Source organism: Flagellimonas sp. 389 (genome assembly GCF_018449435.1).
Lineage (GTDB): Bacteria > Bacteroidota > Bacteroidia > Flavobacteriales > Flavobacteriaceae > Flagellimonas.
Window position 1 is genome coordinate 94,011 of the sequence record NZ_JAHCMU010000004.1, and the last position, 21,774, is coordinate 115,784.

General features: G+C 38.7%; 35 protein-coding genes. All 35 read left to right on the forward strand.

Going from position 1 to position 21,774, the window contains the following annotated elements; all coding sequences use genetic code 11:
- Positions 1-224 precede the first annotated feature (224 nt).
- The 35 genes from rpsL (at position 225) to KIM67_RS05065 (ending at position 21,694) form a co-directional block, all read left to right on the forward strand.
- On the forward strand, positions 225-599 hold the full coding sequence (gene rpsL, locus KIM67_RS04895; protein WP_031445118.1) for a 30S ribosomal protein S12: 375 nt from the start codon (positions 225-227) through the stop codon (positions 597-599).
- Positions 600-605: 6 nt separating this feature from the next.
- Entirely contained in the window at positions 606-1,082 is a 477-nt protein-coding gene (gene rpsG / locus KIM67_RS04900; protein ID WP_097047024.1) for a 30S ribosomal protein S7, read from the forward strand.
- Positions 1,083-1,090: 8 nt separating this feature from the next.
- Complete coding sequence (gene fusA, locus KIM67_RS04905) at positions 1,091-3,217, forward strand: elongation factor G (protein WP_213830245.1); 2,127 nt, start codon at positions 1,091-1,093, stop codon at positions 3,215-3,217.
- A 12-nt stretch (positions 3,218-3,229) separates the two neighbouring features.
- On the forward strand, positions 3,230-3,535 hold the full coding sequence (rpsJ, locus tag KIM67_RS04910) for a 30S ribosomal protein S10 (RefSeq protein ID WP_007094989.1): 306 nt from the start codon (positions 3,230-3,232) through the stop codon (positions 3,533-3,535).
- A gap of 161 nt (positions 3,536-3,696) precedes the next feature.
- On the forward strand, positions 3,697-4,314 hold the full coding sequence (gene rplC, locus KIM67_RS04915; RefSeq protein ID WP_213830246.1) for a 50S ribosomal protein L3: 618 nt from the start codon (positions 3,697-3,699) through the stop codon (positions 4,312-4,314).
- Positions 4,314-4,943 carry a 50S ribosomal protein L4 gene (gene rplD / locus KIM67_RS04920; protein ID WP_213830247.1) on the forward strand — a complete coding sequence of 210 codons (630 nt, stop codon included), beginning with the start codon at positions 4,314-4,316 and terminating at the stop codon, positions 4,941-4,943. Before rplC ends, rplD begins: the two co-directional genes overlap by 1 nt.
- A gap of 7 nt (positions 4,944-4,950) precedes the next feature.
- Positions 4,951-5,241 carry a 50S ribosomal protein L23 gene (gene rplW, locus KIM67_RS04925; protein WP_213830248.1) on the forward strand — a complete coding sequence of 97 codons (291 nt, stop codon included), beginning with the start codon at positions 4,951-4,953 and terminating at the stop codon, positions 5,239-5,241.
- A 9-nt stretch (positions 5,242-5,250) separates the two neighbouring features.
- A complete protein-coding gene (gene rplB / locus KIM67_RS04930; protein ID WP_213830249.1) occupies positions 5,251-6,075 on the forward strand; it encodes a 50S ribosomal protein L2 in 825 nt (274 codons plus the stop codon).
- Positions 6,076-6,087: 12 nt separating this feature from the next.
- Complete coding sequence (gene rpsS, locus KIM67_RS04935; protein ID WP_055397047.1) at positions 6,088-6,366, forward strand: 30S ribosomal protein S19; 279 nt, start codon at positions 6,088-6,090, stop codon at positions 6,364-6,366.
- 7 nt (positions 6,367-6,373) lie between these two features.
- On the forward strand, positions 6,374-6,781 hold the full coding sequence (rplV, locus tag KIM67_RS04940; RefSeq protein WP_147743539.1) for a 50S ribosomal protein L22: 408 nt from the start codon (positions 6,374-6,376) through the stop codon (positions 6,779-6,781).
- Between the two features lie 8 nt (positions 6,782-6,789).
- The gene (rpsC, locus tag KIM67_RS04945; protein ID WP_073181012.1) at positions 6,790-7,506 is read left to right on the forward strand and encodes a 30S ribosomal protein S3; all 717 of its coding nucleotides are present in this window, start codon (positions 6,790-6,792) and stop codon (positions 7,504-7,506) included.
- Between the two features lie 20 nt (positions 7,507-7,526).
- Positions 7,527-7,946, forward strand: coding sequence for a 50S ribosomal protein L16 (rplP, locus tag KIM67_RS04950; RefSeq protein ID WP_055397052.1), 420 nt, complete (start codon positions 7,527-7,529; stop codon positions 7,944-7,946).
- 18 nt (positions 7,947-7,964) lie between these two features.
- Positions 7,965-8,156 carry a 50S ribosomal protein L29 gene (rpmC, locus tag KIM67_RS04955; protein WP_147743541.1) on the forward strand — a complete coding sequence of 64 codons (192 nt, stop codon included), beginning with the start codon at positions 7,965-7,967 and terminating at the stop codon, positions 8,154-8,156.
- 13 nt (positions 8,157-8,169) lie between these two features.
- Positions 8,170-8,430 (forward strand): 30S ribosomal protein S17, encoded by a 261-nt coding sequence (gene rpsQ, locus KIM67_RS04960; protein ID WP_121850002.1) that lies wholly within the window; start codon positions 8,170-8,172, stop codon positions 8,428-8,430.
- Positions 8,431-8,432: 2 nt separating this feature from the next.
- Positions 8,433-8,801, forward strand: a complete 369-nt coding sequence (rplN, locus tag KIM67_RS04965) for a 50S ribosomal protein L14 (protein WP_213830250.1) — start codon at positions 8,433-8,435, stop codon at positions 8,799-8,801.
- Positions 8,802-8,814: 13 nt separating this feature from the next.
- Positions 8,815-9,126 (forward strand): 50S ribosomal protein L24, encoded by a 312-nt coding sequence (rplX, locus tag KIM67_RS04970; RefSeq protein WP_213830251.1) that lies wholly within the window; start codon positions 8,815-8,817, stop codon positions 9,124-9,126.
- A gap of 2 nt (positions 9,127-9,128) precedes the next feature.
- Positions 9,129-9,680 carry a 50S ribosomal protein L5 gene (gene rplE, locus KIM67_RS04975; RefSeq protein WP_213830252.1) on the forward strand — a complete coding sequence of 184 codons (552 nt, stop codon included), beginning with the start codon at positions 9,129-9,131 and terminating at the stop codon, positions 9,678-9,680.
- A gap of 1 nt (position 9,681) precedes the next feature.
- Complete coding sequence (rpsN, locus tag KIM67_RS04980; RefSeq protein ID WP_055397065.1) at positions 9,682-9,951, forward strand: 30S ribosomal protein S14; 270 nt, start codon at positions 9,682-9,684, stop codon at positions 9,949-9,951.
- Positions 9,952-9,968: 17 nt separating this feature from the next.
- Positions 9,969-10,367, forward strand: coding sequence for a 30S ribosomal protein S8 (gene rpsH, locus KIM67_RS04985; protein ID WP_147743544.1), 399 nt, complete (start codon positions 9,969-9,971; stop codon positions 10,365-10,367).
- 19 nt (positions 10,368-10,386) lie between these two features.
- Positions 10,387-10,929 (forward strand): 50S ribosomal protein L6, encoded by a 543-nt coding sequence (rplF, locus tag KIM67_RS04990; RefSeq protein ID WP_213830253.1) that lies wholly within the window; start codon positions 10,387-10,389, stop codon positions 10,927-10,929.
- 11 nt (positions 10,930-10,940) lie between these two features.
- A complete protein-coding gene (gene rplR / locus KIM67_RS04995; protein ID WP_213830254.1) occupies positions 10,941-11,294 on the forward strand; it encodes a 50S ribosomal protein L18 in 354 nt (117 codons plus the stop codon).
- Between the two features lie 6 nt (positions 11,295-11,300).
- Positions 11,301-11,825: a 30S ribosomal protein S5 gene (gene rpsE / locus KIM67_RS05000; RefSeq protein WP_163418027.1), complete on the forward strand. Its 525-nt coding sequence runs from the start codon at positions 11,301-11,303 to the stop codon at positions 11,823-11,825.
- 13 nt (positions 11,826-11,838) lie between these two features.
- On the forward strand, positions 11,839-12,018 hold the full coding sequence (gene rpmD / locus KIM67_RS05005; RefSeq protein WP_055397075.1) for a 50S ribosomal protein L30: 180 nt from the start codon (positions 11,839-11,841) through the stop codon (positions 12,016-12,018).
- 13 nt (positions 12,019-12,031) lie between these two features.
- Positions 12,032-12,484 carry a 50S ribosomal protein L15 gene (gene rplO, locus KIM67_RS05010; protein ID WP_213830255.1) on the forward strand — a complete coding sequence of 151 codons (453 nt, stop codon included), beginning with the start codon at positions 12,032-12,034 and terminating at the stop codon, positions 12,482-12,484.
- 9 nt (positions 12,485-12,493) lie between these two features.
- Complete coding sequence (gene secY / locus KIM67_RS05015) at positions 12,494-13,837, forward strand: preprotein translocase subunit SecY (protein ID WP_213830256.1); 1,344 nt, start codon at positions 12,494-12,496, stop codon at positions 13,835-13,837.
- Positions 13,838-13,904: 67 nt separating this feature from the next.
- Positions 13,905-14,120, forward strand: a complete 216-nt coding sequence (gene infA, locus KIM67_RS05020; RefSeq protein ID WP_014031991.1) for a translation initiation factor IF-1 — start codon at positions 13,905-13,907, stop codon at positions 14,118-14,120.
- Between the two features lie 5 nt (positions 14,121-14,125).
- Entirely contained in the window at positions 14,126-14,242 is a 117-nt protein-coding gene (ykgO, locus tag KIM67_RS05025) for a type B 50S ribosomal protein L36 (protein ID WP_013621733.1), read from the forward strand.
- A gap of 2 nt (positions 14,243-14,244) precedes the next feature.
- The gene (gene rpsM / locus KIM67_RS05030) at positions 14,245-14,619 is read left to right on the forward strand and encodes a 30S ribosomal protein S13 (protein WP_112377326.1); all 375 of its coding nucleotides are present in this window, start codon (positions 14,245-14,247) and stop codon (positions 14,617-14,619) included.
- 106 nt (positions 14,620-14,725) lie between these two features.
- Entirely contained in the window at positions 14,726-15,118 is a 393-nt protein-coding gene (gene rpsK, locus KIM67_RS05035) for a 30S ribosomal protein S11 (protein WP_163418030.1), read from the forward strand.
- Positions 15,119-15,223: 105 nt separating this feature from the next.
- A complete protein-coding gene (rpsD, locus tag KIM67_RS05040; protein WP_213830257.1) occupies positions 15,224-15,829 on the forward strand; it encodes a 30S ribosomal protein S4 in 606 nt (201 codons plus the stop codon).
- A gap of 18 nt (positions 15,830-15,847) precedes the next feature.
- A complete protein-coding gene (locus tag KIM67_RS05045; RefSeq protein WP_213830258.1) occupies positions 15,848-16,840 on the forward strand; it encodes a DNA-directed RNA polymerase subunit alpha in 993 nt (330 codons plus the stop codon).
- A 63-nt stretch (positions 16,841-16,903) separates the two neighbouring features.
- A complete protein-coding gene (rplQ, locus tag KIM67_RS05050) occupies positions 16,904-17,407 on the forward strand; it encodes a 50S ribosomal protein L17 (RefSeq protein ID WP_213830259.1) in 504 nt (167 codons plus the stop codon).
- A gap of 93 nt (positions 17,408-17,500) precedes the next feature.
- The gene (gene carA, locus KIM67_RS05055) at positions 17,501-18,613 is read left to right on the forward strand and encodes a glutamine-hydrolyzing carbamoyl-phosphate synthase small subunit (RefSeq protein ID WP_213830260.1); all 1,113 of its coding nucleotides are present in this window, start codon (positions 17,501-17,503) and stop codon (positions 18,611-18,613) included.
- A gap of 118 nt (positions 18,614-18,731) precedes the next feature.
- Positions 18,732-20,024, forward strand: a complete 1,293-nt coding sequence (eno, locus tag KIM67_RS05060) for a phosphopyruvate hydratase (protein WP_163418035.1) — start codon at positions 18,732-18,734, stop codon at positions 20,022-20,024.
- Between the two features lie 125 nt (positions 20,025-20,149).
- The gene (locus KIM67_RS05065; protein WP_213830261.1) at positions 20,150-21,694 is read left to right on the forward strand and encodes a glycogen synthase; all 1,545 of its coding nucleotides are present in this window, start codon (positions 20,150-20,152) and stop codon (positions 21,692-21,694) included.
- Positions 21,695-21,774 lie beyond the last annotated feature (80 nt).

Below are 21,774 nucleotides of genomic sequence, written 5' to 3' on the forward strand. Positions count from 1 at the left end.
GAGGTTTGTTTTGAATGAAGTTTATCTTTTTTAGGGTTCGAATGCTTGCAAAAGTTTTAAATCAACTATTCCATAACAATTATTATCGTCTAAAAATCTAGGCGATTTTCACTTTTTTTTAAATGAAGATAAAATTAATCTTAAGAGATTTGAATTATTCCGAAATATCACTACATTTGCAGCCCTCAAAAAGAGGGTTGTTTACATTTTTAATAGAAATTTTAATGCCAACAATTTCACAATTAGTACGAAAAGGAAGAGTCACAATTACCAAGAAGAGTAAATCGGCTGCTTTGGATTCGTGTCCTCAAAGACGAGGGGTATGTACGCGTGTTTATACGACTACACCAAAAAAACCAAACTCTGCAATGCGTAAAGTTGCAAGGGTAAGGTTAACAAATGGTAAGGAAGTCAACGCATATATCCCTGGTGAAGGTCACAACCTCCAAGAGCACTCGATAGTATTGGTTAGAGGTGGTAGAGTAAAGGATTTGCCAGGAGTTAGATATCATATCGTCCGTGGCGCATTGGATACCGCAGGTGTTGCAGGTAGAACACAGCGTAGATCTAAATACGGTGCAAAACGTCCTAAAAAATAAGAAGAGATGAGAAAAAGACAGGCGAAGAAAAGACCATTGTTGCCAGATCCAAGATTTAACGATCAGTTGGTAACGCGTTTCGTGAACATGATGATGTGGGATGGTAAGAAATCAGTTGCTTTCAAAGTTTTTTATGATGCAATTGATATCGTTGAAGAAAAAAATACCGACGAGGAAAAAACCGCTTTGGAGTTGTGGAAAGATGCACTTTCCAATGTAATGCCACATGTTGAAGTAAGAAGTAGAAGAGTTGGTGGTGCTACATTTCAAATCCCAATGCAAATCCGTCCAGATAGAAAGATATCTACAGCAATGAAATGGTTGATTAGCTATGCTAGAAAGCGTAACGAAAAATCCATGGCGCAAAAATTGGCCGCAGAAGTTTTGGCTGCTGCAAAAGAAGAAGGTGCGGCGGTTAAGAAAAGAGTAGATACTCACAAGATGGCGGAAGCCAATAAAGCATTCTCTCACTTTAGATTCTAGTTGGTAAAATGTCAAGAGATTTAAAATTTACAAGGAATATAGGTATTGCAGCGCATATTGATGCTGGAAAAACCACGACTACAGAGCGTATTCTTTTTTATACCGGTGTAAGTCACAAAATAGGTGAAGTACATGATGGCGCTGCCACTATGGACTGGATGGAGCAGGAGCAGGAGCGTGGTATTACCATTACCTCTGCCGCAACTACTTGTACATGGGAATTTCCTATAGAAAATGGAAAGCCGACAGAAGATACAAAAGGATACCACTTTAATATAATAGATACTCCCGGACACGTTGATTTTACCGTAGAGGTGAATCGTTCACTACGTGTATTGGATGGATTGGTCTTCTTGTTCAGTGCTGTTGATGGTGTTGAACCACAATCAGAAACAAACTGGAGGCTGGCTGATAACTATAAAGTTCCACGTATTGGTTTCGTGAATAAAATGGACCGTCAAGGATCTAATTTCTTAATGGTTTGTAATCAGGTGAAAACAATGCTTGGTTCTAATGCAGTTCCAATTGTATTGCCGATAGGGGACGAGGCCGATTTTAGAGGAATTGTTGACTTGGCAAAAAACAGAGCTATTGTATGGCATGATGAGAATTTCGGTTCTACATTCGATGTTATCGATATCCCTGAAGAAATGAAGGCTGAAGTTAAGGAGTATAGAGCTGCCTTGATTGAAGCTGTTGCAGAATATGATGAGGAGTTGATGGAAAAATTCTTCGAAGATGAAGATTCTATCACCGAAGAAGAAGTACATGCTGCACTTAGGGCTGCTGTTATGGATAGGGCTATCATTCCTATGGTATGTGGTTCTTCATTCAAAAACAAAGGAGTTCAATTCTTATTGGATGCTGTTTGTCGTTACTTGCCATCTCCCGTAGATAAGGATGATATTGTAGGTACCGATCCAAATACTGGTAATGAGGTTACTAGAAAACCAGATCCAAAAGAGCCATTTTCAGCTTTGGCGTTTAAAATTGCTACGGATCCTTTTGTGGGCCGTTTGGCATTCTTTAGAGCATATTCTGGCCGTTTGGATGCAGGTTCTTATATATTGAATAACCGTTCAGGTAAAAAAGAACGTATTTCCCGTATTTACCAAATGCATTCCAATAAGCAAAATGCTATTGATTACATTGAGGCTGGTGATATTGGTGCTGCTGTAGGATTTAAGGATATCAAAACTGGTGATACCATGTCTGCGGAAAAACATCCAATTGTATTGGAAAGTATGGATTTCCCTGACCCTGTAATCGGTATTGCAGTTGAGCCCAAAACAAAAGCGGATGTGGATAAATTGGGGATGTCTTTGGCAAAATTGGCTGAAGAAGATCCTACATTCCAAGTAAAAACAGATGAAGCTTCCGGTCAGACTATTATTTCTGGTATGGGTGAGCTTCACTTAGATATTATTGTTGACCGTTTACGTCGCGAATTTAAAGTTGAAGTAAATCAAGGTCAACCTCAAGTGGAATACAAGGAAGCGATTACGCAATCGGCCGATCATAGAGAAGTCTACAAGAAGCAGTCCGGTGGTCGTGGTAAGTTTGCGGATATCGTATTTACTATGGAGCCTGCAGGCGACGATGTAGTAGGATTGGAATTTGTGAACGTGATTAAAGGTGGTAATATTCCTAAAGAATATATCCCATCTGTAGAAAAAGGATTCAAGGAGGCTATGAAGAATGGTCCTTTGGCCGGATTTGAGATGGATAGTATGAAGGTTACTTTGAAGGATGGTTCTTTCCACCCAGTGGATTCGGATTCATTGTCCTTTGAGCTGGCTGCAAAAATGGGATACAAAGTTGCTGCAAAAGCTGCAAGATCTGTGTTGATGGAGCCTATCATGAAGATTGAGGTGTTAACACCTGAAGAAAACATGGGTGATATTGTTGGTGACCTTAACAGACGTAGAGGTACTATTAGCGATATGAGCGATAGAGCTGGTTCTAAAGTGGTTAAGGGTGAAGTGCCATTATCTGAAATGTTCGGTTATGTTACATCATTAAGAACATTATCTTCCGGTAGGGCAACCTCAACCATGGAATTTTCACATTACGCGGAAACTCCAGCCAATATTGCAGAGGAAGTTATTAAATCAGTAAAAGGAGTAACCGCTTAATTTTTCAGCAAGATGAGTCAAAAAATTAGAATAAAACTTAAATCTTACGATCACAATTTGGTGGATAAGTCTGCTGAGAAGATTGTAAAGACTGTTAAGACAACAGGTGCTGTGGTTACGGGTCCAATTCCACTGCCAACGCACAAGAAGATATTTACGGTTTTGCGTTCACCACACGTGAACAAAAAATCAAGAGAGCAATTTCAATTGAGCTCCTACAAGAGATTATTGGATATTTATAGCTCTTCATCAAAAACCATTGATGCCCTTATGAAGCTAGAGCTTCCCAGTGGTGTTGAGGTTGAGATAAAAGTGTAAGTACATTACGTAAGTCCATCTGAAAAGATGGGGACATGTCCAAGGTGACGGCCTTGGAAAAACGGTGAAAGAAAAAATCTGGGTCAACCAATTTTCTTGACCCAATTTTTTTGCCAGTAAATTGGCGCACTAGAAAGTAAACAATTAATAATTAAATATTTATGTCTGGGTTAATAGGAAGAAAAATCGGTATGACCAGCATCTTCGACGAGAATGGAAAGAATATTCCATGTACCGTTCTTGAAGCTGGACCATGCGTGGTTACCCAAGTCAGAACCGAAGAGGTCGACGGGTACAGTGCCCTTCAGCTTGGTTTCGATGACAAGGCAGAAAAACGTGCAAACAAGGCCGAATTAGGCCATGCTAAAAAAGCAGGTGCTTCTCCTAAAAAGAAAGTCGTTGAGTTCCGAGATTTTGAAGGTGAATTTAAACTAGGAGATACTTTAAATGTAGAGCTTTTCACAGAAGGAGAGTTTGTTGATGTTATTGGTACATCAAAAGGTAAAGGTTTCCAGGGTGTTGTGAAAAGACACGGCTTTGCCGGTGTTGGTCAAGCAACCCACGGTCAGCACAACAGATTAAGAGCCCCTGGTTCTATTGGTGCTGCTTCGTATCCTGCTAGAGTTTTCAAAGGAATGAAAATGGCCGGTAGAATGGGTGGTGAGAGAGTAACAGTTCAAAACTTGAGAGTATTGAAAGTGGTTCCTGAGAAAAACCTTATCGTAGTAAAAGGTGCGGTTCCAGGCCATAAGAATGCTTACGTAACAATTGAGAAGTAATGAAGGTTGCAGTTTTAGATATTAAAGGAAAAGAAACAGGAAGAAAGGTTGACCTTTCTAAAGATGTTTTCGCTATAGAACCTAATGAGCATGCCATCTATTTAGATGTTAAGCAATATTTAGCGCACCAAAGACAAGGTACTCACAAGGCAAAGGAGAGAGCTGAGATTGCAGGTAGTACAAGGAAAATTAAGAAACAAAAAGGAACTGGTACTGCAAGAGCAGGTAGTATTAAATCTCCTATTTTTAGAGGTGGTGGTAGAATTTTTGGCCCAAGACCAAAAGATTACACCCAAAAATTGAACAAAAATGTTAAGCGTTTGGCTCGTAAATCAGCCTTAACATTGAAGTCAAAAGACAAAGCTTTGCTTGTTGTTGAGGATTTCAATTTTGAAGCTCCAAAAACAAAGGATTTTAAAGCATTTTTAGCCTCTCTTGGAATAGAAAATAAAAAGTCTCTCATAGTGTTGGGCGATTCAAATAATAATGTATATTTGTCGTCGCGTAATTTGAAACGTTCCAAAGTCATAACTAGCTCAGAATTAAGTACTTACAAGATAGTTAACGCTGGAAATGTAGTATTGACCGAAAGTGCTTTGGAGGGAATAGAATCGAACCTAAAGAAATAAGAAAATCATGAGTGTGTTGATAAAACCAATCATTACGGAAAAAATGACCGCTGATAGCGAGCTTTTCAATCGTTATGGTTTCTACGTTGACCCAACGGCCAACAAGCTTCAAATTAAGGAAGCTGTTGAGACTGCTTATGGAGTTTCTGTGGAAAAGGTGAGAACCATGAATTATGGTCCAAATCGTAAGAGTCGTTATACAAAAACAGGAATCCAACACGGAAAGACAAATTCTTTGAAGAAAGCAATTGTTGACGTAGCGGAAGGTGATATTATTGATTTTTACAGTAATCTATAAAGACGAGAAATGTCAGTTAGAAAATTAAAACCGATAACCCCTGGACAGCGTTTTAGAGTAGTGAACGGATTTGACGCCATCACTACTGATAAGCCGGAGAAAAGCTTGCTTGCTCCGTTAAAAAAGTCAGGTGGTAGGAACAGTCAAGGAAAAATGACCATTCGCCATAGAGGTGGTGGGCATAAAAGAAGGTATCGTGTTATCGATTTCAAAAGAGATAAACAAGGAGTAGATGCTACTATTGTATCAATCCAGTACGATCCCAACAGAACTGCATTTATCGCTTTGGTTGAATACAAAGATGGTGAAAAGAGATATGTGGTTGCCCAGAACGGAATGCAAGTAGGTCAGAGGATATCTTCTGGTTCCAAAGCGGCTCCGGAAATTGGAAATGCACTTCCTTTAAGTGAGATTCCATTGGGTACTATTATTTCATGTATCGAATTAAGACCTGGTCAAGGAGCTGTAATGGCGAGAAGTGCAGGTACGTTTGCGCAGTTAATGGCGAAGGACGGAAAGTTTGTTACCATTAAATTGCCTTCTGGAGAAACTCGTATGATTTTAGCCAATTGTTTGGCTACTATTGGAGCTGTTTCCAATTCTGATCACCAATTGTTGGTATCTGGTAAAGCAGGTAGAAGCAGATGGTTGGGTAGAAGACCAAGAACTAGACCAGTTGCTATGAACCCTGTTGATCACCCAATGGGTGGTGGTGAAGGAAGGGCTTCCGGAGGTCATCCAAGATCTAAGAACGGTATTCCTGCTAAAGGATTTAGAACACGTTCCAAGACTAAAGACACCAATAGATATATCATAGAACGTAGAAAGAAATAAAAGAAAAAGTAAATGGCACGTTCATTAAAAAAAGGACCTTACGTTCATCATAGTCTGGAAAAGAAAGTCCAGAACAACATAGATTCAGGTAAGAAATCAGTTATCAAAACATGGTCTAGGGCCTCAATGATAACACCAGATTTCGTAGGGCAAACCATAGCGGTGCACAACGGGAGACAATTTGTTCCTGTATATGTAACAGAAAACATGGTAGGTCACAAACTTGGAGAATTTTCACCTACACGATCTTTTAGAGGTCACGCAGGAGCTAAAAACAAAGGTAAAAAGTAAGTAAGCTATGGGAGTTCGTAAAAGACAAATGGCCGAAAGGTTGAAAGAAGAGAAAAAACAGCTTGCTATTGCAAAGTTGAACAACTGCCCAACGTCACCAAGAAAAATGCGTTTGGTCGCTGACTTGGTAAGGGGAAAGCAGGTAGAAATGGCACTTGCAATTTTAAGGTTCAACCCTAAGGAAGCCTCAAGAAAGTTAGAGAAATTATTACTTTCTGCAATTGCTAACTGGGAAGCTAAAAATGAAGAAGCTAGCATTGAAGATGCTGACCTTATCATTAAAGAAATCCGAGTGGACGGAGGAACCATGTTGAAAAGACTACGTCCTGCACCACAAGGAAGAGCACATAGAATTAGAAAACGTTCCAACCATGTTACCATGATCTTGGAAGCTAATAACAACGTTCAAAGCTAGAGTATAATATGGGACAAAAGACCAATCCGATAGGAAATCGCTTAGGAATCATCAGAGGATGGGAATCTAACTGGTACGGCGGTAACGATTACGGCGATAAGCTGGCTGAGGATGATAAAATAAGAAAATATATCCATGCACGTTTGGCAAAAGCCAGTGTGTCTAGGGTAATTATTGAGAGAACCTTAAAATTGATCACCATTACCATTACTACGGCTAGACCTGGTATTATTATTGGTAAAGGGGGACAAGAGGTTGATAAACTTAAGGAAGAGCTTAAGAAAATCACCAATAAAGAGGTTCAAATCAATATTCATGAAATAAAGAGACCTGAGCTTGATGCCAATTTGGTTGCTGCAAGCGTTGCAAGACAAATTGAAAGCAGAATTTCATACAGAAGAGCTATTAAGATGGCCATTGCAGCTGCAATACGTATGAATGCTGAGGGAATAAAAATTCAGATTTCTGGACGTTTGAACGGTGCTGAAATGGCACGTTCCGAGTCTTACAAAGAAGGAAGGATTCCATTATCAACGTTCCGAGCGGATGTAGATTATGCTTTGCATGAAGCGCATACTACATATGGAAGGCTGGGAATCAAGGTTTGGATCATGAAGGGCGAGGTTTATGGTAAGAGAGAGCTTTCCCCATTAGTAGGATTGTCCAAAGGTCAAGGAAAAGGCGACAAACGAGATGGTAAGAAGCCACAACGTCGTAGAAAGTAATAAGATAAAGTAAAGGTAAAATGTTACAGCCAAAAAGAACAAAATTTCGTAAAGCCCAGAAGGGGCGTATGAAAGGGAATTCCCAAAGAGGACACCAACTTTCCAATGGAATGTTCGGCATCAAGTCCTTGGATTCACATTTCATTACTTCCCGTCAGATAGAGGCTGCACGTATTGCTGCGACAAGGTATATGAAAAGGCAAGGTCAGTTGTGGATCAAGATATTCCCGGACAAGCCTATCACTAAAAAACCTTTGGAAGTACGTATGGGTAAAGGTAAAGGTGCTCCTGAATATTGGGTAGCTGTAGTTAAGCCAGGGAGAATCATGTTTGAGGTAGCAGGTGTCCCTATGGACATTGCAAAGGAAGCCTTAAGGCTTGCTGCGCAGAAGTTACCAGTGAAAACTAAGTTTATTGTAGCTAGGGATTATTCCGCTTAATTTTTAATTGAAAAGAAGATGAAACAAGCAGAAATAAAAGAACTTTCAATTGAAGAGCTAAAGGAAAGGTTAACTGAGTTTAAAAAGCAGCATGCAGATTTAAAAATTGCACACTCGGTTACGCCATTGGAAAATCCTTTACAGATAAGAAAGACAAGAAAGACGGTGGCAAGACTTGCAACAGAATTAACAAAAAGGGAATTACAATAATTGGTTCTGCCTTATGGAAGAAAAAAGAAATTTAAGAAAAGAAAGAATTGGCGTTGTTACCAGCAACAAAATGGAGAAATCTATAGTGGTTTCTGAGGTAAAGCGTGTAAAACACCCAATGTACGGGAAGTTCGTTCTTAAGACCAAGAAATATGTTGCCCATGATGAAAAGAATGATTGCAACGAAGGTGATACCGTTAAAATAATGGAAACCAGGCCATTGAGTAAGACTAAATGTTGGAGACTGGTTGAAATCCTTGAAAGAGCTAAATAATTATGTTACAGCAAGAATCTAGATTAAAGGTAGCGGACAATACAGGGGCAAAGGAAGTTTTGACTATCCGTGTTCTTGGGGGAACAAAAAGAAGATATGCTTCGTTGGGTGATAAAATTGTTGTCACCGTTAAGGAGGCTTCACCAAATGGAACGGTCAAAAAAGGTTCTGTTTCAACAGCTGTTGTAGTACGCACGAAAAAAGAAGTAAGGAGACCTGATGGTTCCTATATTCGTTTTGACGATAATGCATGTGTGTTATTGAATCCTACAGGTGAAATGAGGGGAACTAGGGTTTTTGGGCCTGTGGCAAGAGAACTTAGGGATAAGCAGTTTATGAAGATAGTTTCATTAGCTCCAGAGGTACTTTAAAAGAAATATCAAGATGAAGTTGAAAATTAAAACAGGAGATACCGTAAAGATAACTGCAGGTGACCATAAAGGAACCGAAGGTAAAGTACTTAAGGTTGACCGTGAAAAAAACAAAGCTATCGTAGAAGGAGTCAATATGGTTTCCAAACACGAAAAGCCAAGTGCAAATAATCCTCAGGGAGGAATTGTAAAAAAGGAAGCTTTTATTCATATTTCCAATCTTTCTTTGATCGATTCTAAATCAGGAGAGACTACAAGAGTAGGTTTTGAAGTGAGAGATGGAAAAAAAGTTAGGTTTTCTAAAAAATCCAATGAAGTAATTTAGTTATGAGTTACATTCCAAGATTAAAATCAGAATATAAGGAGCGTGTTATTAAAGCGCTATCGGAAGAATTCGGTTACAAAAATGTAATGCAGGTTCCTAAATTGGAAAAAATTGTAGTTAGCCGTGGAGTCGGTGCCGCAGTTTCTGACAAAAAGCTTATCGACCATGCGGTCGATGAGTTGACTAATATAACCGGACAGAAAGCAGTTGCTACCATTTCTAAAAAGGATGTTGCTACCTTCAAATTAAGAAAGGGTATGCCTATTGGTGCCAAAGTCACGCTAAGAGGAGAACGCATGTATGAGTTTCTTGATAGATTGATTACTTCTGCACTTCCAAGGGTACGTGATTTTCAAGGTATAAGAGCTACTGGTTTTGATGGTAGAGGTAATTACAATCTTGGAGTTACCGAACAGATTATCTTCCCAGAGATAAATATTGACAAAATCAACAGGATTAACGGAATGGATATCACATTTGTTACTTCTGCTGACACAGATAAAGAAGCAAAATCATTATTAACCCAATTGGGACTACCCTTTAAAAAGAACTAATATGGCTAAAGAATCAATGAAGGCCCGTGAGGTGAAAAGGGCTAAAACGGTTGCTAAGTATGCTGAAAAGAGGAAAGCTTTAAAAGAAGCTGGCGATTATGAAGCTTTGCAAAAACTTCCTAAAAATGCATCTCCGGTACGTATGCGCAATCGTTGCAAACTGACCGGTAGACCAAGAGGATATATGAGAACATTTGGTATATCCAGGGTTACTTTTAGGGAAATGGCCAACCAAGGCTTGATTCCAGGTGTTAAAAAAGCGAGTTGGTAAACAGATAAAGAAAAGAAATGCTTACAGATCCAATTTCAGATTATTTGACCAGAATTAGAAACGCTAGTAGCGCCGGTCATAGGGTGGTAGATATTCCTGCTTCCAATCTTAAAAGACAGATTACCAAAATATTGTTCGATCAAGGATATATTTTGAGCTACAAGTTCGAGGATAACAAAGTCCAAGGAAACATTAAGATTGCCTTGAAATACGACAAGTTTACCAAGGAACCTGTAATAAAGAAATTACAAAGGGTAAGTAAACCTGGACTGCGTAAGTATGCAGGTTCAGATGAATTGCCACGAGTGCTTAACGGATTGGGTGTTGCTATTGTTTCAACATCACATGGTGTTATGACAAGCAAACAAGCAAAGCAAGATAACGTAGGTGGCGAAGTATTGTGCTACGTTTATTAATTGAGTAAAGAGAAAAGAAATGTCTAGAATAGGTAACAATCCAGTTGCAATACCAGAAGGTGTCACTGTAGATGTGAACGAAAATGTGGTTACCGTAAAAGGTAAACTGGGAGAGCTTTCCCAAGAATTCTCAGGAGTTGCTATAAAAGTTGAGGAAGGAAACGTTCATATAGCTCGCCCTTCGGATTCAAAGGAACACAAAGCAATGCATGGGCTATATCGTTCTTTAGTAAACAATATGGTAGATGGTGTGTCTAAAGGATGGACGAAAGAATTGGAATTGGTTGGGGTCGGATACAGAGCCAGTAACCAAGGACAAAAATTGGATTTGGCTTTAGGTTTTTCACACAATATTGTTTTGAATGTTGCACCTGAGGTGAAAATTGAGACAATTTCTGAAAAAGGGAAGAACCCTATTGTAAAATTGACTTCACATGACAAGCAGTTGGTTGGTCAAGTTGCCGCCAAAATCAGAGCTTTCCGTAAGCCTGAACCTTACAAAGGAAAAGGAATCAAGTTTGTTGGTGAGCAATTAAGAAGAAAAGCAGGTAAATCAGCATAATTAACAGTACGATGGGATTATCTAAAACGGAAAGAAAATTACGAATCAGAAGAAGAATACGAAAAGTTTCTGCTGGTACTGAAGCAAGACCAAGACTGTCTGTTTTCAGAAGTAATAAAGAGATATATGCTCAATTGATCAATGACGAGAATGGGGTTACATTAGCCGCAGCATCATCACGTGACAAAGGGGTCGAAACAAAAGGAACAAAGACTGAGGTTGCTGCCCAAGTGGGTAAAGCAATAGCTGAAAAAGCACAAAAGCTAGGTATTGAAGTTGTAGCTTTTGATAGAGGTGGAAACCTTTACCACGGTAGAGTAAAATCATTGGCTGAAGGAGCAAGGGAAGCCGGACTTAAATTCTAATATACTATGTACCAGAAATACAAAAACGTAGAAACAGTTAAGCCAGGTGGACTGGAGTTGAAAGATCGTTTGGTAGGAGTCCAAAGGGTTACTAAAGTTACAAAAGGTGGTAGAGCATTCGGGTTTTCAGCAATTGTAGTTGTTGGTGATGAGAATGGAGTAGTAGGTCATGGTTTAGGAAAATCAAAAGAAGTTGCAACCGCAATTGCCAAGGCTATTGAGGATGCAAAAAAGAATTTGATTAGAATTCCGCTTAATAAAGCAACGCTTCCCCACGAACAAAAAGGTAAGTACGGTGGTGCCCGCGTTTATATTCAGCCGGCATCAACTGGTACAGGGGTTATCGCAGGTGGAGCGGTTAGAGCCGTATTGGAAGCAGTTGGTGTACATGATGTTTTATCAAAATCCCAAGGTTCTTCTAATCCACATAACGTTGTTAAAGCAACTTTCGATGCCCTTTTACAATTAAGAGGTGCTCAAACCGTAGCAAATCAAAGAGGTATTTCTTTGGAAAAAGTCTTTAAGGGATAAATAAGAGGATATTATGTCGAAAATTAAAGTTAAACAAGTAAAGAGCGCTATCAAAAGAACCCAAAATCAGAAAAGAACTTTGGAAGCTTTGGGTCTGCGTAAAATTGGGCATGTTGTTGAGCATGATGCAACGCCTAATATCCTTGGAATGATAAATAAGGTAAAACACTTGGTTTCCACTGAGGAAGCTTAAAATATAACGGTAAATGGATTTACATAATCTTAAACCAGCAGAAGGCGCTGTAAACAGAGACGGAAAACGATTGGGTAGAGGAGAAGGTTCTGGAAAAGGGGGCACTTCTGCAAGAGGACATAAAGGTGCCAAGTCTAGATCTGGATACTCAAAAAAGATTGGTTTCGAAGGGGGGCAAATGCCTTTACAACGAAGAGTTCCCAAATTTGGTTTTAAAAATATCAATAGGAAAGAATATCAGGGTATCAATCTTAATAAACTGCAGGAGTTGGTGGACAACGGTGTAGTAAAAAAAGAAATTACCTTGGAAACACTTGTTGAAAATAGATTGGCAGGTAAGAATGATTTAGTGAAAATTTTGGGTAATGGTGAGTTAAAAGCATCCCTAAAAGTTTCAGCACATAAATTTACAGCTTCTGCTAAAGCAGCTATTGAAGCCGCAGGAGGAGAAGCAATAAGTTTATAAGAATATAGCATGAAGAAAGTAGTCGAGACCATATCAAACATTTGGAAGATAGAAGAGCTAAGGCAGCGTATCCTTATAACATTAGGCTTGTTATTGGTATATCGCTTTGGTGCACAAGTTGTACTTCCAGGTATTGATACTTCCCAATTGGCGCAATTGACCTCAAATACAGAGCAAGGTATTTTAGGTATTCTTAATGCGTTTACAGGAGGTGCTTTTGCTAATGCTTCTGTATTTGCTTTAGGTATTATGCCTTACATTTCAGCTTCGATTGTAGTACAGTTAATGGGTATTGCTATTCCTTATCTTCAAAAACTACAGAAAGAGGGAGAAAGTGGTAGAAAGACTATTAATCAAATTACGCGTTGGTTGACAATAGCCATATGTATTGTTCAGGCTCCGGCATATTTGTTTGGTTTAGGAGCACTGGGTGTTCCCGACAGTGCTTTCGTTTTAGGTAAAGGACTTGACTTTATTGTACCGGCAGTAATTATTTTGGTGACAGGATGTGTTTTTGCCATGTGGTTAGGTGAAAAGATTACGGATAAAGGTATCGGAAACGGTATCTCTTTATTGATCATGATAGGTATCATTGCTACCATGCCGCAATCATTTGTTCAGGAATTTATTTCAAGAACTACCAATAATACAGGAGGTATCATGTTTATACTTATCGAAGTAATCATTTGGTTCTTGGTTATTTTAGCTAGTGTACTTTTGGTAATGGCAGTAAGACAGATTCCAGTTCAATATGCGAGAAGAACAGCTTCTGGTGGCTATGAGAAAAATATCATGGGGTCTAGACAATATATCCCTTTAAAATTGAATGCATCGGGTGTAATGCCTATTATTTTTGCACAAGCTATAATGTTTGCACCAAGTTTACTTGGAAAGACATTTAATAATACTGCCGTTGGCCAATGGATGGAAGTACAATTTGCTGATATTTTTGGGTTAGCGTACAACATTCTCTTCGCTGTGTTGATTATCATTTTTACATATTTCTACACGGCGATTACAGTTCCTACGAATAAAATGGCAGACGATTTAAAGCGAAGTGGTGGTTTTATTCCGGGAATACGACCTGGAAAAGAAACAGGGGATTATTTGGATAAAATCATGTCTTTGATAACTCTACCTGGTTCTGTTTTTCTTGCACTGTTGGCAGTTTTACCTGCGGTAGTTGTAAAATTAATGGATGTGCAAGCAGGTTGGGCGCTTTTTTACGGAGGTACATCACTGTTGATTATGGTCGGTGTTGCAATCGATACGGTACAACAAGTAAATTCTTATTTGTTGAATAGACATTATGACGGTTTAATGAAAACCGGAAAAAACAGAAAAGTAGCGTAGTTAGTTAATGGTTGATAGTTGCTAGTGAAATCAGCAACGAAAAACGAACAACAAACAACTAAATAATATGGCAAAGCAGCCAGCAATAGAACAAGACGGAACAATTATAGAAGCATTATCAAATGCTATGTTTCGAGTGGAATTAGAAAATGGGCATGTGGTTACCGCACATATCTCTGGAAAAATGCGTATGCACTATATAAAATTGCTTCCAGGAGATAAGGTCAAGCTAGAAATGAGCCCATACGATTTAACAAAAGCAAGAATTACTTACAGATACTAATACGGATGAAAGTAAGAGCATCAATAAAAAAGAGAAGTGCCGAATGCAAGATAGTTCGCAGAAAAGGCAGATTATACGTAATCAACAAAAAGAATCCTAGATTTAAACAAAGACAAGGGTAATTATGGCAAGAATCGCAGGTGTAGATATACCTAAACAAAAGCGTGGAGTTATTTCACTTACCTACATTTACGGAATTGGTAAAAGTAGGGCAGAAGAAATTTTGGAAAAAGCCCAAGTAAGTGTGGATACCAAAGTTTCTGATTGGAATGATGACGAAATAGGAAGAATAAGGGAAGCAGTTTCATCTTATACCATAGAAGGTGAACTTCGTTCGGAAACGCAATTGAACATCAAACGATTGATGGATATTGGTTGCTACCGTGGAATTCGTCATAGATCAGGCTTGCCGCTTAGAGGTCAGCGTACCAAGAACAACTCTAGGACAAGAAAAGGAAAAAGAAAAACGGTTGCTAACAAGAAAAAAGCAACTAAATAATAAATAAGATAGTAGTCATTAGTATTTAGAAGTTAGAAGAATCTGTTTGAAATGTAAAAGTCTAGGATTCCAATAACTAAAAACTAACAGCTAGAAACTAAAAGATATGGCAAAAGCAAATACTAAAACAGCCAAAAAACGCAAAGTAGTTGTAGAATCTACTGGTGAGGCTCACGTAGTGGCATCCTTTAATAACATTATCATTTCTTTGACCAATAAAAAGGGAGATGTTATTTCTTGGTCGTCTGCAGGAAAGATGGGCTTTAGAGGCTCTAAAAAGAACACTCCTTACGCAGCTCAGGTAGCTGCAGAGGATTGTGCAAAAGTTGCACATGAAGCGGGTCTAAGAAAAGTAAAAGTTTACGTAAAGGGACCGGGGAATGGTAGAGAGTCTGCTATTCGTTCTATTCACAATGCTGGAATAGAAGTAACGGAAATAGTTGATGTTACCCCACTTCCACACAACGGTTGTAGACCACCAAAAAGAAGAAGAGTTTAATAATCATTTATAAATCGGCCCATTATAGGGTCTTCACGAAAGTGCAGTATAGATTATCGAAGGATAAGCCTTAATTCATAGTCGCACTTTTCAACTTAAAGGAAGATGGCAAGATACACAGGACCAAAATCAAAAATCGCTAGAAAATTTGGAGAAGCGATTTTCGGGGACGATAAGGCCTTCGAAAAGAAAAGTTACCCTCCAGGACAACACGGTAACAACAGACGCCGTGGCAAGAAATCTGAATATGCAATCCAGTTAATGGAGAAGCAAAAAGCCAAGTATACCTACGGTATTTTGGAAAAACAATTCAGAAATCTATTTAAGAAAGCTAACCGTAGTAAAGGAGTAACAGGTGAAGTTTTACTTCAGTTGTGCGAGTCACGTCTGGACAATGTTGTTTACAGAATGGGACTTTCTCCTTCACGAAGTGGTGCTAGACAATTGGTTTCTCACAGACACATCACTGTTAATGGCGAGATTGTAAATATCCCGTCTTACTCATTAAAGCCAGGTGATGTTGTTGGAGTAAGAGAAAAATCCAAGTCCGTTCAAGCAATACAGGATTCCTTGGATAATAATAGCAGTGTTTACGAATGGATTACCTGGAATTCTGAAAAGAAGGAAGGTGCTTTCGTAGCTATTCCAGAAAGAATGCAGATTCCTGAAAATATCAAGGAACAATTAATCGTCGAGTTATACTCTAAATAAAATCAACATTAATCCAATATGGCATTACTAAATTTTCAGAAGCCCGATAAAGTTATAATGATTGATTCTACAGATTTCGAAGGGAAATTTGAATTTCGCCCTTTGGAACCTGGTTATGGATTAACAGTTGGAAATGCGCTAAGAAGAGTTTTACTTTCCTCTTTGGAAGGTTTTGCAATTACTTCTGTGCGTATCGATGGAGTTGAACATGAATTCTCTGTCATTCCTGGCGTTGTAGAAGACGTTACAGAAATGATTTTGAACCTTAAACAAGTTCGCTTCAAAAGACAGATAGATGATGTTGAGAGCGAAACAGTTTCTGTTTCAGTAAGCGGGAAAGAACAATTGACCGCTGGTGATTTCCAAAAATTCATCTCTGGTTATCAAGTACTCAATCCAGATTTGGTTATCTGTAACATGAATTCCAAAGTAAATATCAACCTAGAGGTTATTATTGAAAAAGGAAGAGGTTACGTTCCTGCCGAGGAGAATAAGAAATCCAATGCGCCTATAGGTAGCATTGCCGTAGATTCTGTTTACACTCCCGTTAAGAATGTAAAATATAGTATAGAAAACTTTAGGGTCGAACAAAAGACGGATTACGAAAAATTGGTTTTCGAAATCGTAACGGATGGTTCTATTCACCCTAAAGATGCATTGACCGAAGCTGCTAAGGTTTTGATTCACCACTTTATGTTGTTCTCTGATGAGCGTATTACATTGGAAGCCGATGAAATTGCGCAAACAGAAACTTACGATGAGGAATCATTGCATATGCGTCAATTGTTGAAGACCAAATTGGTAGATATGGATTTGTCCGTAAGGGCATTGAACTGTCTTAAAGCTGCCGAAGTGGATACTTTGGGAGATTTGGTTTCCTTCAATAAGAATGACTTAATGAAGTTTAGAAACTTTGGAAAGAAATCATTGACCGAATTAGAAGAGTTGGTTATCAACAAAGGCCTTCAATTTGGAATGGACTTATCTAAATATAAATTGGACAAAGATTAAATAATCATATTTTGCTCTCCCGATAATTATCGGGATTTGGAAGCAAGATGATAAAACAAAAACATGAGACACGGGAAAAAGTTTAATCATTTAGGGAGAACGGCAGCGCACAGAAAAGCAATGTTGGCCAATATGGCATGTTCCCTAATAGAGCATAAAAGAATCAACACAACAATTGCCAAAGCAAAAGCGTTGAAGCAATTTGTAGAACCGTTGATTACCAAGTCTAAAATCGATAACAATCAAACCACGGAAAAAGGTACGCACAACAGAAGGGTTGTATTTAGCAACCTTAGAAGCAAAGAAGCGGTTACCGAACTTTTTGGAACAGTTGCAGAGAAAGTTGGCGATAGGCCGGGAGGATATACAAGAATTATAAAACTTGGTAACCGTCTTGGGGATAATGCCGACATGGCAATGATTGAGTTGGTAGACTTTAATGAAATCTATAACGCTGGAAAACCTGCCAAGAAAACTACAAGAAGAAGTAGAAGGGGCGGAGGTAAGAAAGTTGAAGCTGTTGCTCCAGTAGCGGATACAAAAACTACTGATGATTCAGAAGAATAAAAGATGTTATTAACTATTGTATTAGTAAAAAAAGGATAAGTGAAAACTTATCCTTTTTTTATGTTTTTTTGTCAAATCGAAATACAAAACCAAATGAAGTATCACTCAAAGAAAAGAGCACTAATATTATTGGCAGATGGTACTATTTTTTATGGTAAGGCCATAGGAAACAAAGAAGGTACCGCCGTAGGGGAAGTATGTTTCAATACTGGAATGACAGGATATCAAGAAATCTTCACCGACCCATCCTATTTTGGACAATTAATGGTGACCACCAATGCACATATTGGAAATTATGGAACCAATGCAGATGAAGTGGAATCCGATTCCGTTAAAATAGCCGGACTTATCTGTAAAAACTTTAGCTACGAGTATTCAAGGCCTAATGCCAACATGAGCTTATTGGAATTCTTGGACCAGAACAATCTTTTTGCAATTTCAGATGTGGATACAAGGGCTTTGGTAAGCTACATTCGTGATAATGGCGCCATGAACGCTTTGATCTCCACTCGTGTTGACGAAATCGATGAGTTGAAAAAGGAGTTGACAGAAGTGCCCAGCATGGAAGGGCTGGAACTCTCCTCTAAAGTATCCACTACTGAACCATACTACTTTGGTGATGAAAACTCCGAGTACAAGATATCAGCATTGGATATTGGAATCAAAAAGAACATATTAAGGAATTTGGCCAAAAGAGGCGCTTACATAAAAGTATTTCCATACAACACACCATTTGAAGAAATGGAAAAATGGAATCCAGATGGTTATTTTATATCCAATGGACCAGGAGACCCTGAACCATTGACGGATGCTATTTCTACAACGAAGAAAATGATAGCATCCAATAAGCCATTGTTTGGAATATGTTTGGGGCATCAGGTACTGGCACTGGCCAATGGCGTTTCAACATACAAAATGCACAATGGGCATAGAGGTATCAACCATCCAATTCTTAACCTGGTTACGGGAAAAGGAGAGATAACCTCTCAAAATCATGGTTTTGCCGTAAATAGGGAAGAGACTGAGGCAAATTCGGCCTTAGAAATAACCCATCTGCACTTAAACGATGATACCGTTGCAGGAATAAAAATGAAAGATAAAGAGGTGTTTTCTGTTCAGTATCATCCAGAAGCAAGCCCGGGACCGCATGATGCCGACTATTTGTTCGACCAATTTTTTGATGCTATAAAAACTGGTCGTAACTAAAACGTTATAGTTTATTTTTAGGTTATTATATGCATTTTTATGACTCTTGTCATGAAGCATACAGCGTCTCCTTTTGTATCTTCGCTGAATTAATTTCAACCATAAACAACAAGTACACATGAGTATTATTATTAACATACACGCAAGACAGATTTTAGACTCTAGAGGTAACCCTACAGTAGAAGTGGACGTAGTTACCGAGAACGGTATTTTGGGAAGAGCTGCAGTGCCGTCCGGTGCATCTACTGGAGAGCACGAGGCCGTTGAGTTAAGGGATGGAGGAGATTCGTTTATGGGAAAAGGTGTTGGTAACGCCGTAAACAATGTCAATACAATTATTGCGGAAGAATTGGTGGGAACATCTGTTTTTGAGCAAAATTATATAGATGAGACCATGATTGCTTTGGACGGAACTCCAAATAAATCCAAGTTAGGTGCAAATGCAATTTTAGGGGTGTCTCTTGCAGCGGCAAAAGCAGCTGCGAACGAATTGGGAATGCCTTTATACAGATATGTAGGTGGCGTTAGTGCCAACACATTGCCGGTTCCTATGATGAATATCATTAATGGAGGTTCGCATTCTGATGCTCCCATCGCTTTTCAGGAATTTATGATCATGCCTGTTAAAGCAAATGACTTTAGCCATTCCATGCAAATGGGTACCGAAATTTTCCATAACCTAAAGAAGGTATTGCACGATAGAGGATTGAGCACTGCCGTAGGAGATGAAGGTGGATTTGCTCCAACCTTAGAAGGAGGAACAGAAGACGCTTTGGACACTATTGGAAAAGCTGTTGAAAAAGCTGGATACAAATTGGGTGATGATGTTATGATTGCTTTGGATTGTGCTTCTGCCGAATTTTATGTGGATGGCAAATATGATTATACCAAGTTTGAAGGCGATAAAGGGGTTATTAGAACGTCTGAAGAACAAGCACAATATCTTGCCGATTTATGTGACAAATACCCGATCATATCCATTGAGGACGGAATGGACGAAAACGATTGGGACGGTTGGAAAATGTTAACCGATAAAGTTGGTGACAAGGTACAATTGGTAGGAGATGATTTATTCGTTACAAACGTAGAAAGGTTATCTAGAGGAATTGAAAACGGAATAGCCAATTCAATCCTGATCAAGGTAAACCAAATAGGAACACTGAGTGAAACTATTGCGGCGGTAAATATGGCAAAAAATGCAGGATACACCTCTGTAATGTCACATCGTTCGGGAGAAACAGAAGACAATACCATTGCCGATTTGGCAGTTGCCTTGAATACGGGTCAGATTAAAACTGGTTCAGCTTCCAGAAGCGATAGAATGGCAAAATACAACCAATTGTTACGAATTGAAGAAGAGTTGGGAAGCACGGCATACTATCCTAAAGAGAAAGCTTTCAAGGTAAAGTAATTCATAAAGATTTTTTAGCATACAATTAAGCCTTTCTTATCCAAGAAAGGCTTTTTTTTGTCTTCGTAATAAACTTTGGTTAACTTAATAGAGTAAACTAAATGTAACTTATCAAAACTAACTTAATGAACAATTTTCTTTTTGTCGCGGCTGAGAATGATGCGTTGGCCAATTGTAAAGCAGGAGGAATGGGAGATGTGGTCAGAGATGTTCCAAGACAGATTTCCGAACGCGGCGATAAGGTGCATGTAATAGTCCCTTCTTATAGTAGACTTCATAAAGATGGTCTTTTTAAAACAGACCTAAAATTTAGTCTAAGAGGCCTTACCTATAATGCAGAACTTTATGAAGTAAAGCCCAAAAAAGAGTTTTCCAACATTGTCCATTACGTGCTTCACCATCCAGAGATTGAAGCCGGTGATATAGCACATATCTATCATAACGATCCAGAGGAACCTTTTTACACAGATGCCATAAAGTACTTCATTTTTTGTACTGCAGTGGCCGAAGCCGTTAAACAAGGGGCTTTTGGGCAACTGGATATTATTCATCTACATGATTGGCATTCAAGTTTGCTTTTATTTTTAAGGGAATACCATGAAAACTATAAAAACCTCAAGGATATCCGAACGGTATATAGCATCCATAATCTGGCTATTCAAGGAATTCGACCATTTGCGGATAATTACTCTTCTGTAAAAAATTGGTTTCCCCATGTGGATTTTGATTACATGTCCTTGATGGATTATCGATACCAAGATTGTATCAATTTAATGGCAGTGGGAATCCGTTTTGCGGATGCGGTGCACACGGTTTCCCCATCGTACAAAGAAGATGTGCTTTTGCCAAGTTCTCCACCAGAATTTATTGGAGGAGAAGGTCTTGAAAAAGATTTGCTCAAAGCGGATGAAGAAGGTAGGTTGTTTGGTATTTTAAATGGATGTAACTATAAAAACATCAACAAAGAAGAAAAGGGACTGATTTATAGAAACACCGTCAAAGCACTTTTTAGATGGCTGCAAGAGGAATCTAAAAAATACAAAGCGGATTTTTTGGCGCATACCGGTGAAAAGATAATGGAGTTTGTGGATGAGAGGCCCAAATTCATTGTATCCAGTGTGGCTAGGCTAACGGAGCAGAAGTTTTATTTTTTTAGACGTTCACCAGAAGCCTTTGTCTCCATTCTAAAAAAATTAAAAAAAGTAGATGGTATTTTTATGCTCTTGGGAACAGGTGCGCCCGAATATGAAGAGCTTTTTAGGAAACTAAGTTACGAGCATAAGAATTTTATTTTCACAAACGGCCAATCAGAAAATCTTATAGATTCCATTTATTTAGAATCGGACCTTTATTTTATGCCTAGTCTTTTTGAACCTTGTGGGATCAGTCAGATGTTGGCCATGCGCAATGGAAACCCATGTTTAGTTCATCATACAGGAGGACTAAAAGATACTGTTTCCCATTTAAAGACAGGATTTAGCTTTGACGGGGATACCTATGAAGAGAAAATCAAAAGTATGTTGGATTCCTTTGACTTGGCTTTGGATGTTTATGCGAACGATAGGTCCACTTGGAAAAAAATACAGGCTGCAGCCAAGAAAAAACGTTTTACGTGGGCAAAATCCGTAGATAATTACTATATGTACCTCTACAATTTTGACAAGAGCTAATTAAGCTGTCACTTAACATTTATTTGTGTTTTTGTACTGGTAGAAATAAACAGCAGAAATTGTTAATGGCTGTGCTTTTT

What these genes read in the sequence shown, in the direction of transcription:
- rpsL (WP_031445118.1), top strand. Translation starts at nt 225, where the DNA reads ATGCCAACAATTTCACAATTAGTACGAAAAGGAAGAGTCACAATTACC.
- rpsG (WP_097047024.1), top strand. Translation starts at nt 606, where the DNA reads ATGAGAAAAAGACAGGCGAAGAAAAGACCATTGTTGCCAGATCCAAGA.
- fusA (WP_213830245.1), top strand. Translation starts at nt 1,091, where the DNA reads ATGTCAAGAGATTTAAAATTTACAAGGAATATAGGTATTGCAGCGCAT.
- rpsJ (WP_007094989.1), top strand. Translation starts at nt 3,230, where the DNA reads ATGAGTCAAAAAATTAGAATAAAACTTAAATCTTACGATCACAATTTG.
- rplC (WP_213830246.1), top strand. Translation starts at nt 3,697, where the DNA reads ATGTCTGGGTTAATAGGAAGAAAAATCGGTATGACCAGCATCTTCGAC.
- rplD (WP_213830247.1), top strand. Translation starts at nt 4,314, where the DNA reads ATGAAGGTTGCAGTTTTAGATATTAAAGGAAAAGAAACAGGAAGAAAG.
- rplW (WP_213830248.1), top strand. Translation starts at nt 4,951, where the DNA reads ATGAGTGTGTTGATAAAACCAATCATTACGGAAAAAATGACCGCTGAT.
- rplB (WP_213830249.1), top strand. Translation starts at nt 5,251, where the DNA reads ATGTCAGTTAGAAAATTAAAACCGATAACCCCTGGACAGCGTTTTAGA.
- rpsS (WP_055397047.1), top strand. Translation starts at nt 6,088, where the DNA reads ATGGCACGTTCATTAAAAAAAGGACCTTACGTTCATCATAGTCTGGAA.
- rplV (WP_147743539.1), top strand. Translation starts at nt 6,374, where the DNA reads ATGGGAGTTCGTAAAAGACAAATGGCCGAAAGGTTGAAAGAAGAGAAA.
- rpsC (WP_073181012.1), top strand. Translation starts at nt 6,790, where the DNA reads ATGGGACAAAAGACCAATCCGATAGGAAATCGCTTAGGAATCATCAGA.
- rplP (WP_055397052.1), top strand. Translation starts at nt 7,527, where the DNA reads ATGTTACAGCCAAAAAGAACAAAATTTCGTAAAGCCCAGAAGGGGCGT.
- rpmC (WP_147743541.1), top strand. Translation starts at nt 7,965, where the DNA reads ATGAAACAAGCAGAAATAAAAGAACTTTCAATTGAAGAGCTAAAGGAA.
- rpsQ (WP_121850002.1), top strand. Translation starts at nt 8,170, where the DNA reads ATGGAAGAAAAAAGAAATTTAAGAAAAGAAAGAATTGGCGTTGTTACC.
- rplN (WP_213830250.1), top strand. Translation starts at nt 8,433, where the DNA reads ATGTTACAGCAAGAATCTAGATTAAAGGTAGCGGACAATACAGGGGCA.
- rplX (WP_213830251.1), top strand. Translation starts at nt 8,815, where the DNA reads ATGAAGTTGAAAATTAAAACAGGAGATACCGTAAAGATAACTGCAGGT.
- rplE (WP_213830252.1), top strand. Translation starts at nt 9,129, where the DNA reads ATGAGTTACATTCCAAGATTAAAATCAGAATATAAGGAGCGTGTTATT.
- rpsN (WP_055397065.1), top strand. Translation starts at nt 9,682, where the DNA reads ATGGCTAAAGAATCAATGAAGGCCCGTGAGGTGAAAAGGGCTAAAACG.
- rpsH (WP_147743544.1), top strand. Translation starts at nt 9,969, where the DNA reads ATGCTTACAGATCCAATTTCAGATTATTTGACCAGAATTAGAAACGCT.
- rplF (WP_213830253.1), top strand. Translation starts at nt 10,387, where the DNA reads ATGTCTAGAATAGGTAACAATCCAGTTGCAATACCAGAAGGTGTCACT.
- rplR (WP_213830254.1), top strand. Translation starts at nt 10,941, where the DNA reads ATGGGATTATCTAAAACGGAAAGAAAATTACGAATCAGAAGAAGAATA.
- rpsE (WP_163418027.1), top strand. Translation starts at nt 11,301, where the DNA reads ATGTACCAGAAATACAAAAACGTAGAAACAGTTAAGCCAGGTGGACTG.
- rpmD (WP_055397075.1), top strand. Translation starts at nt 11,839, where the DNA reads ATGTCGAAAATTAAAGTTAAACAAGTAAAGAGCGCTATCAAAAGAACC.
- rplO (WP_213830255.1), top strand. Translation starts at nt 12,032, where the DNA reads ATGGATTTACATAATCTTAAACCAGCAGAAGGCGCTGTAAACAGAGAC.
- secY (WP_213830256.1), top strand. Translation starts at nt 12,494, where the DNA reads ATGAAGAAAGTAGTCGAGACCATATCAAACATTTGGAAGATAGAAGAG.
- infA (WP_014031991.1), top strand. Translation starts at nt 13,905, where the DNA reads ATGGCAAAGCAGCCAGCAATAGAACAAGACGGAACAATTATAGAAGCA.
- ykgO (WP_013621733.1), top strand. Translation starts at nt 14,126, where the DNA reads ATGAAAGTAAGAGCATCAATAAAAAAGAGAAGTGCCGAATGCAAGATA.
- rpsM (WP_112377326.1), top strand. Translation starts at nt 14,245, where the DNA reads ATGGCAAGAATCGCAGGTGTAGATATACCTAAACAAAAGCGTGGAGTT.
- rpsK (WP_163418030.1), top strand. Translation starts at nt 14,726, where the DNA reads ATGGCAAAAGCAAATACTAAAACAGCCAAAAAACGCAAAGTAGTTGTA.
- rpsD (WP_213830257.1), top strand. Translation starts at nt 15,224, where the DNA reads ATGGCAAGATACACAGGACCAAAATCAAAAATCGCTAGAAAATTTGGA.
- KIM67_RS05045 (WP_213830258.1), top strand. Translation starts at nt 15,848, where the DNA reads ATGGCATTACTAAATTTTCAGAAGCCCGATAAAGTTATAATGATTGAT.
- rplQ (WP_213830259.1), top strand. Translation starts at nt 16,904, where the DNA reads ATGAGACACGGGAAAAAGTTTAATCATTTAGGGAGAACGGCAGCGCAC.
- carA (WP_213830260.1), top strand. Translation starts at nt 17,501, where the DNA reads ATGAAGTATCACTCAAAGAAAAGAGCACTAATATTATTGGCAGATGGT.
- eno (WP_163418035.1), top strand. Translation starts at nt 18,732, where the DNA reads ATGAGTATTATTATTAACATACACGCAAGACAGATTTTAGACTCTAGA.
- KIM67_RS05065 (WP_213830261.1), top strand. Translation starts at nt 20,150, where the DNA reads ATGAACAATTTTCTTTTTGTCGCGGCTGAGAATGATGCGTTGGCCAAT.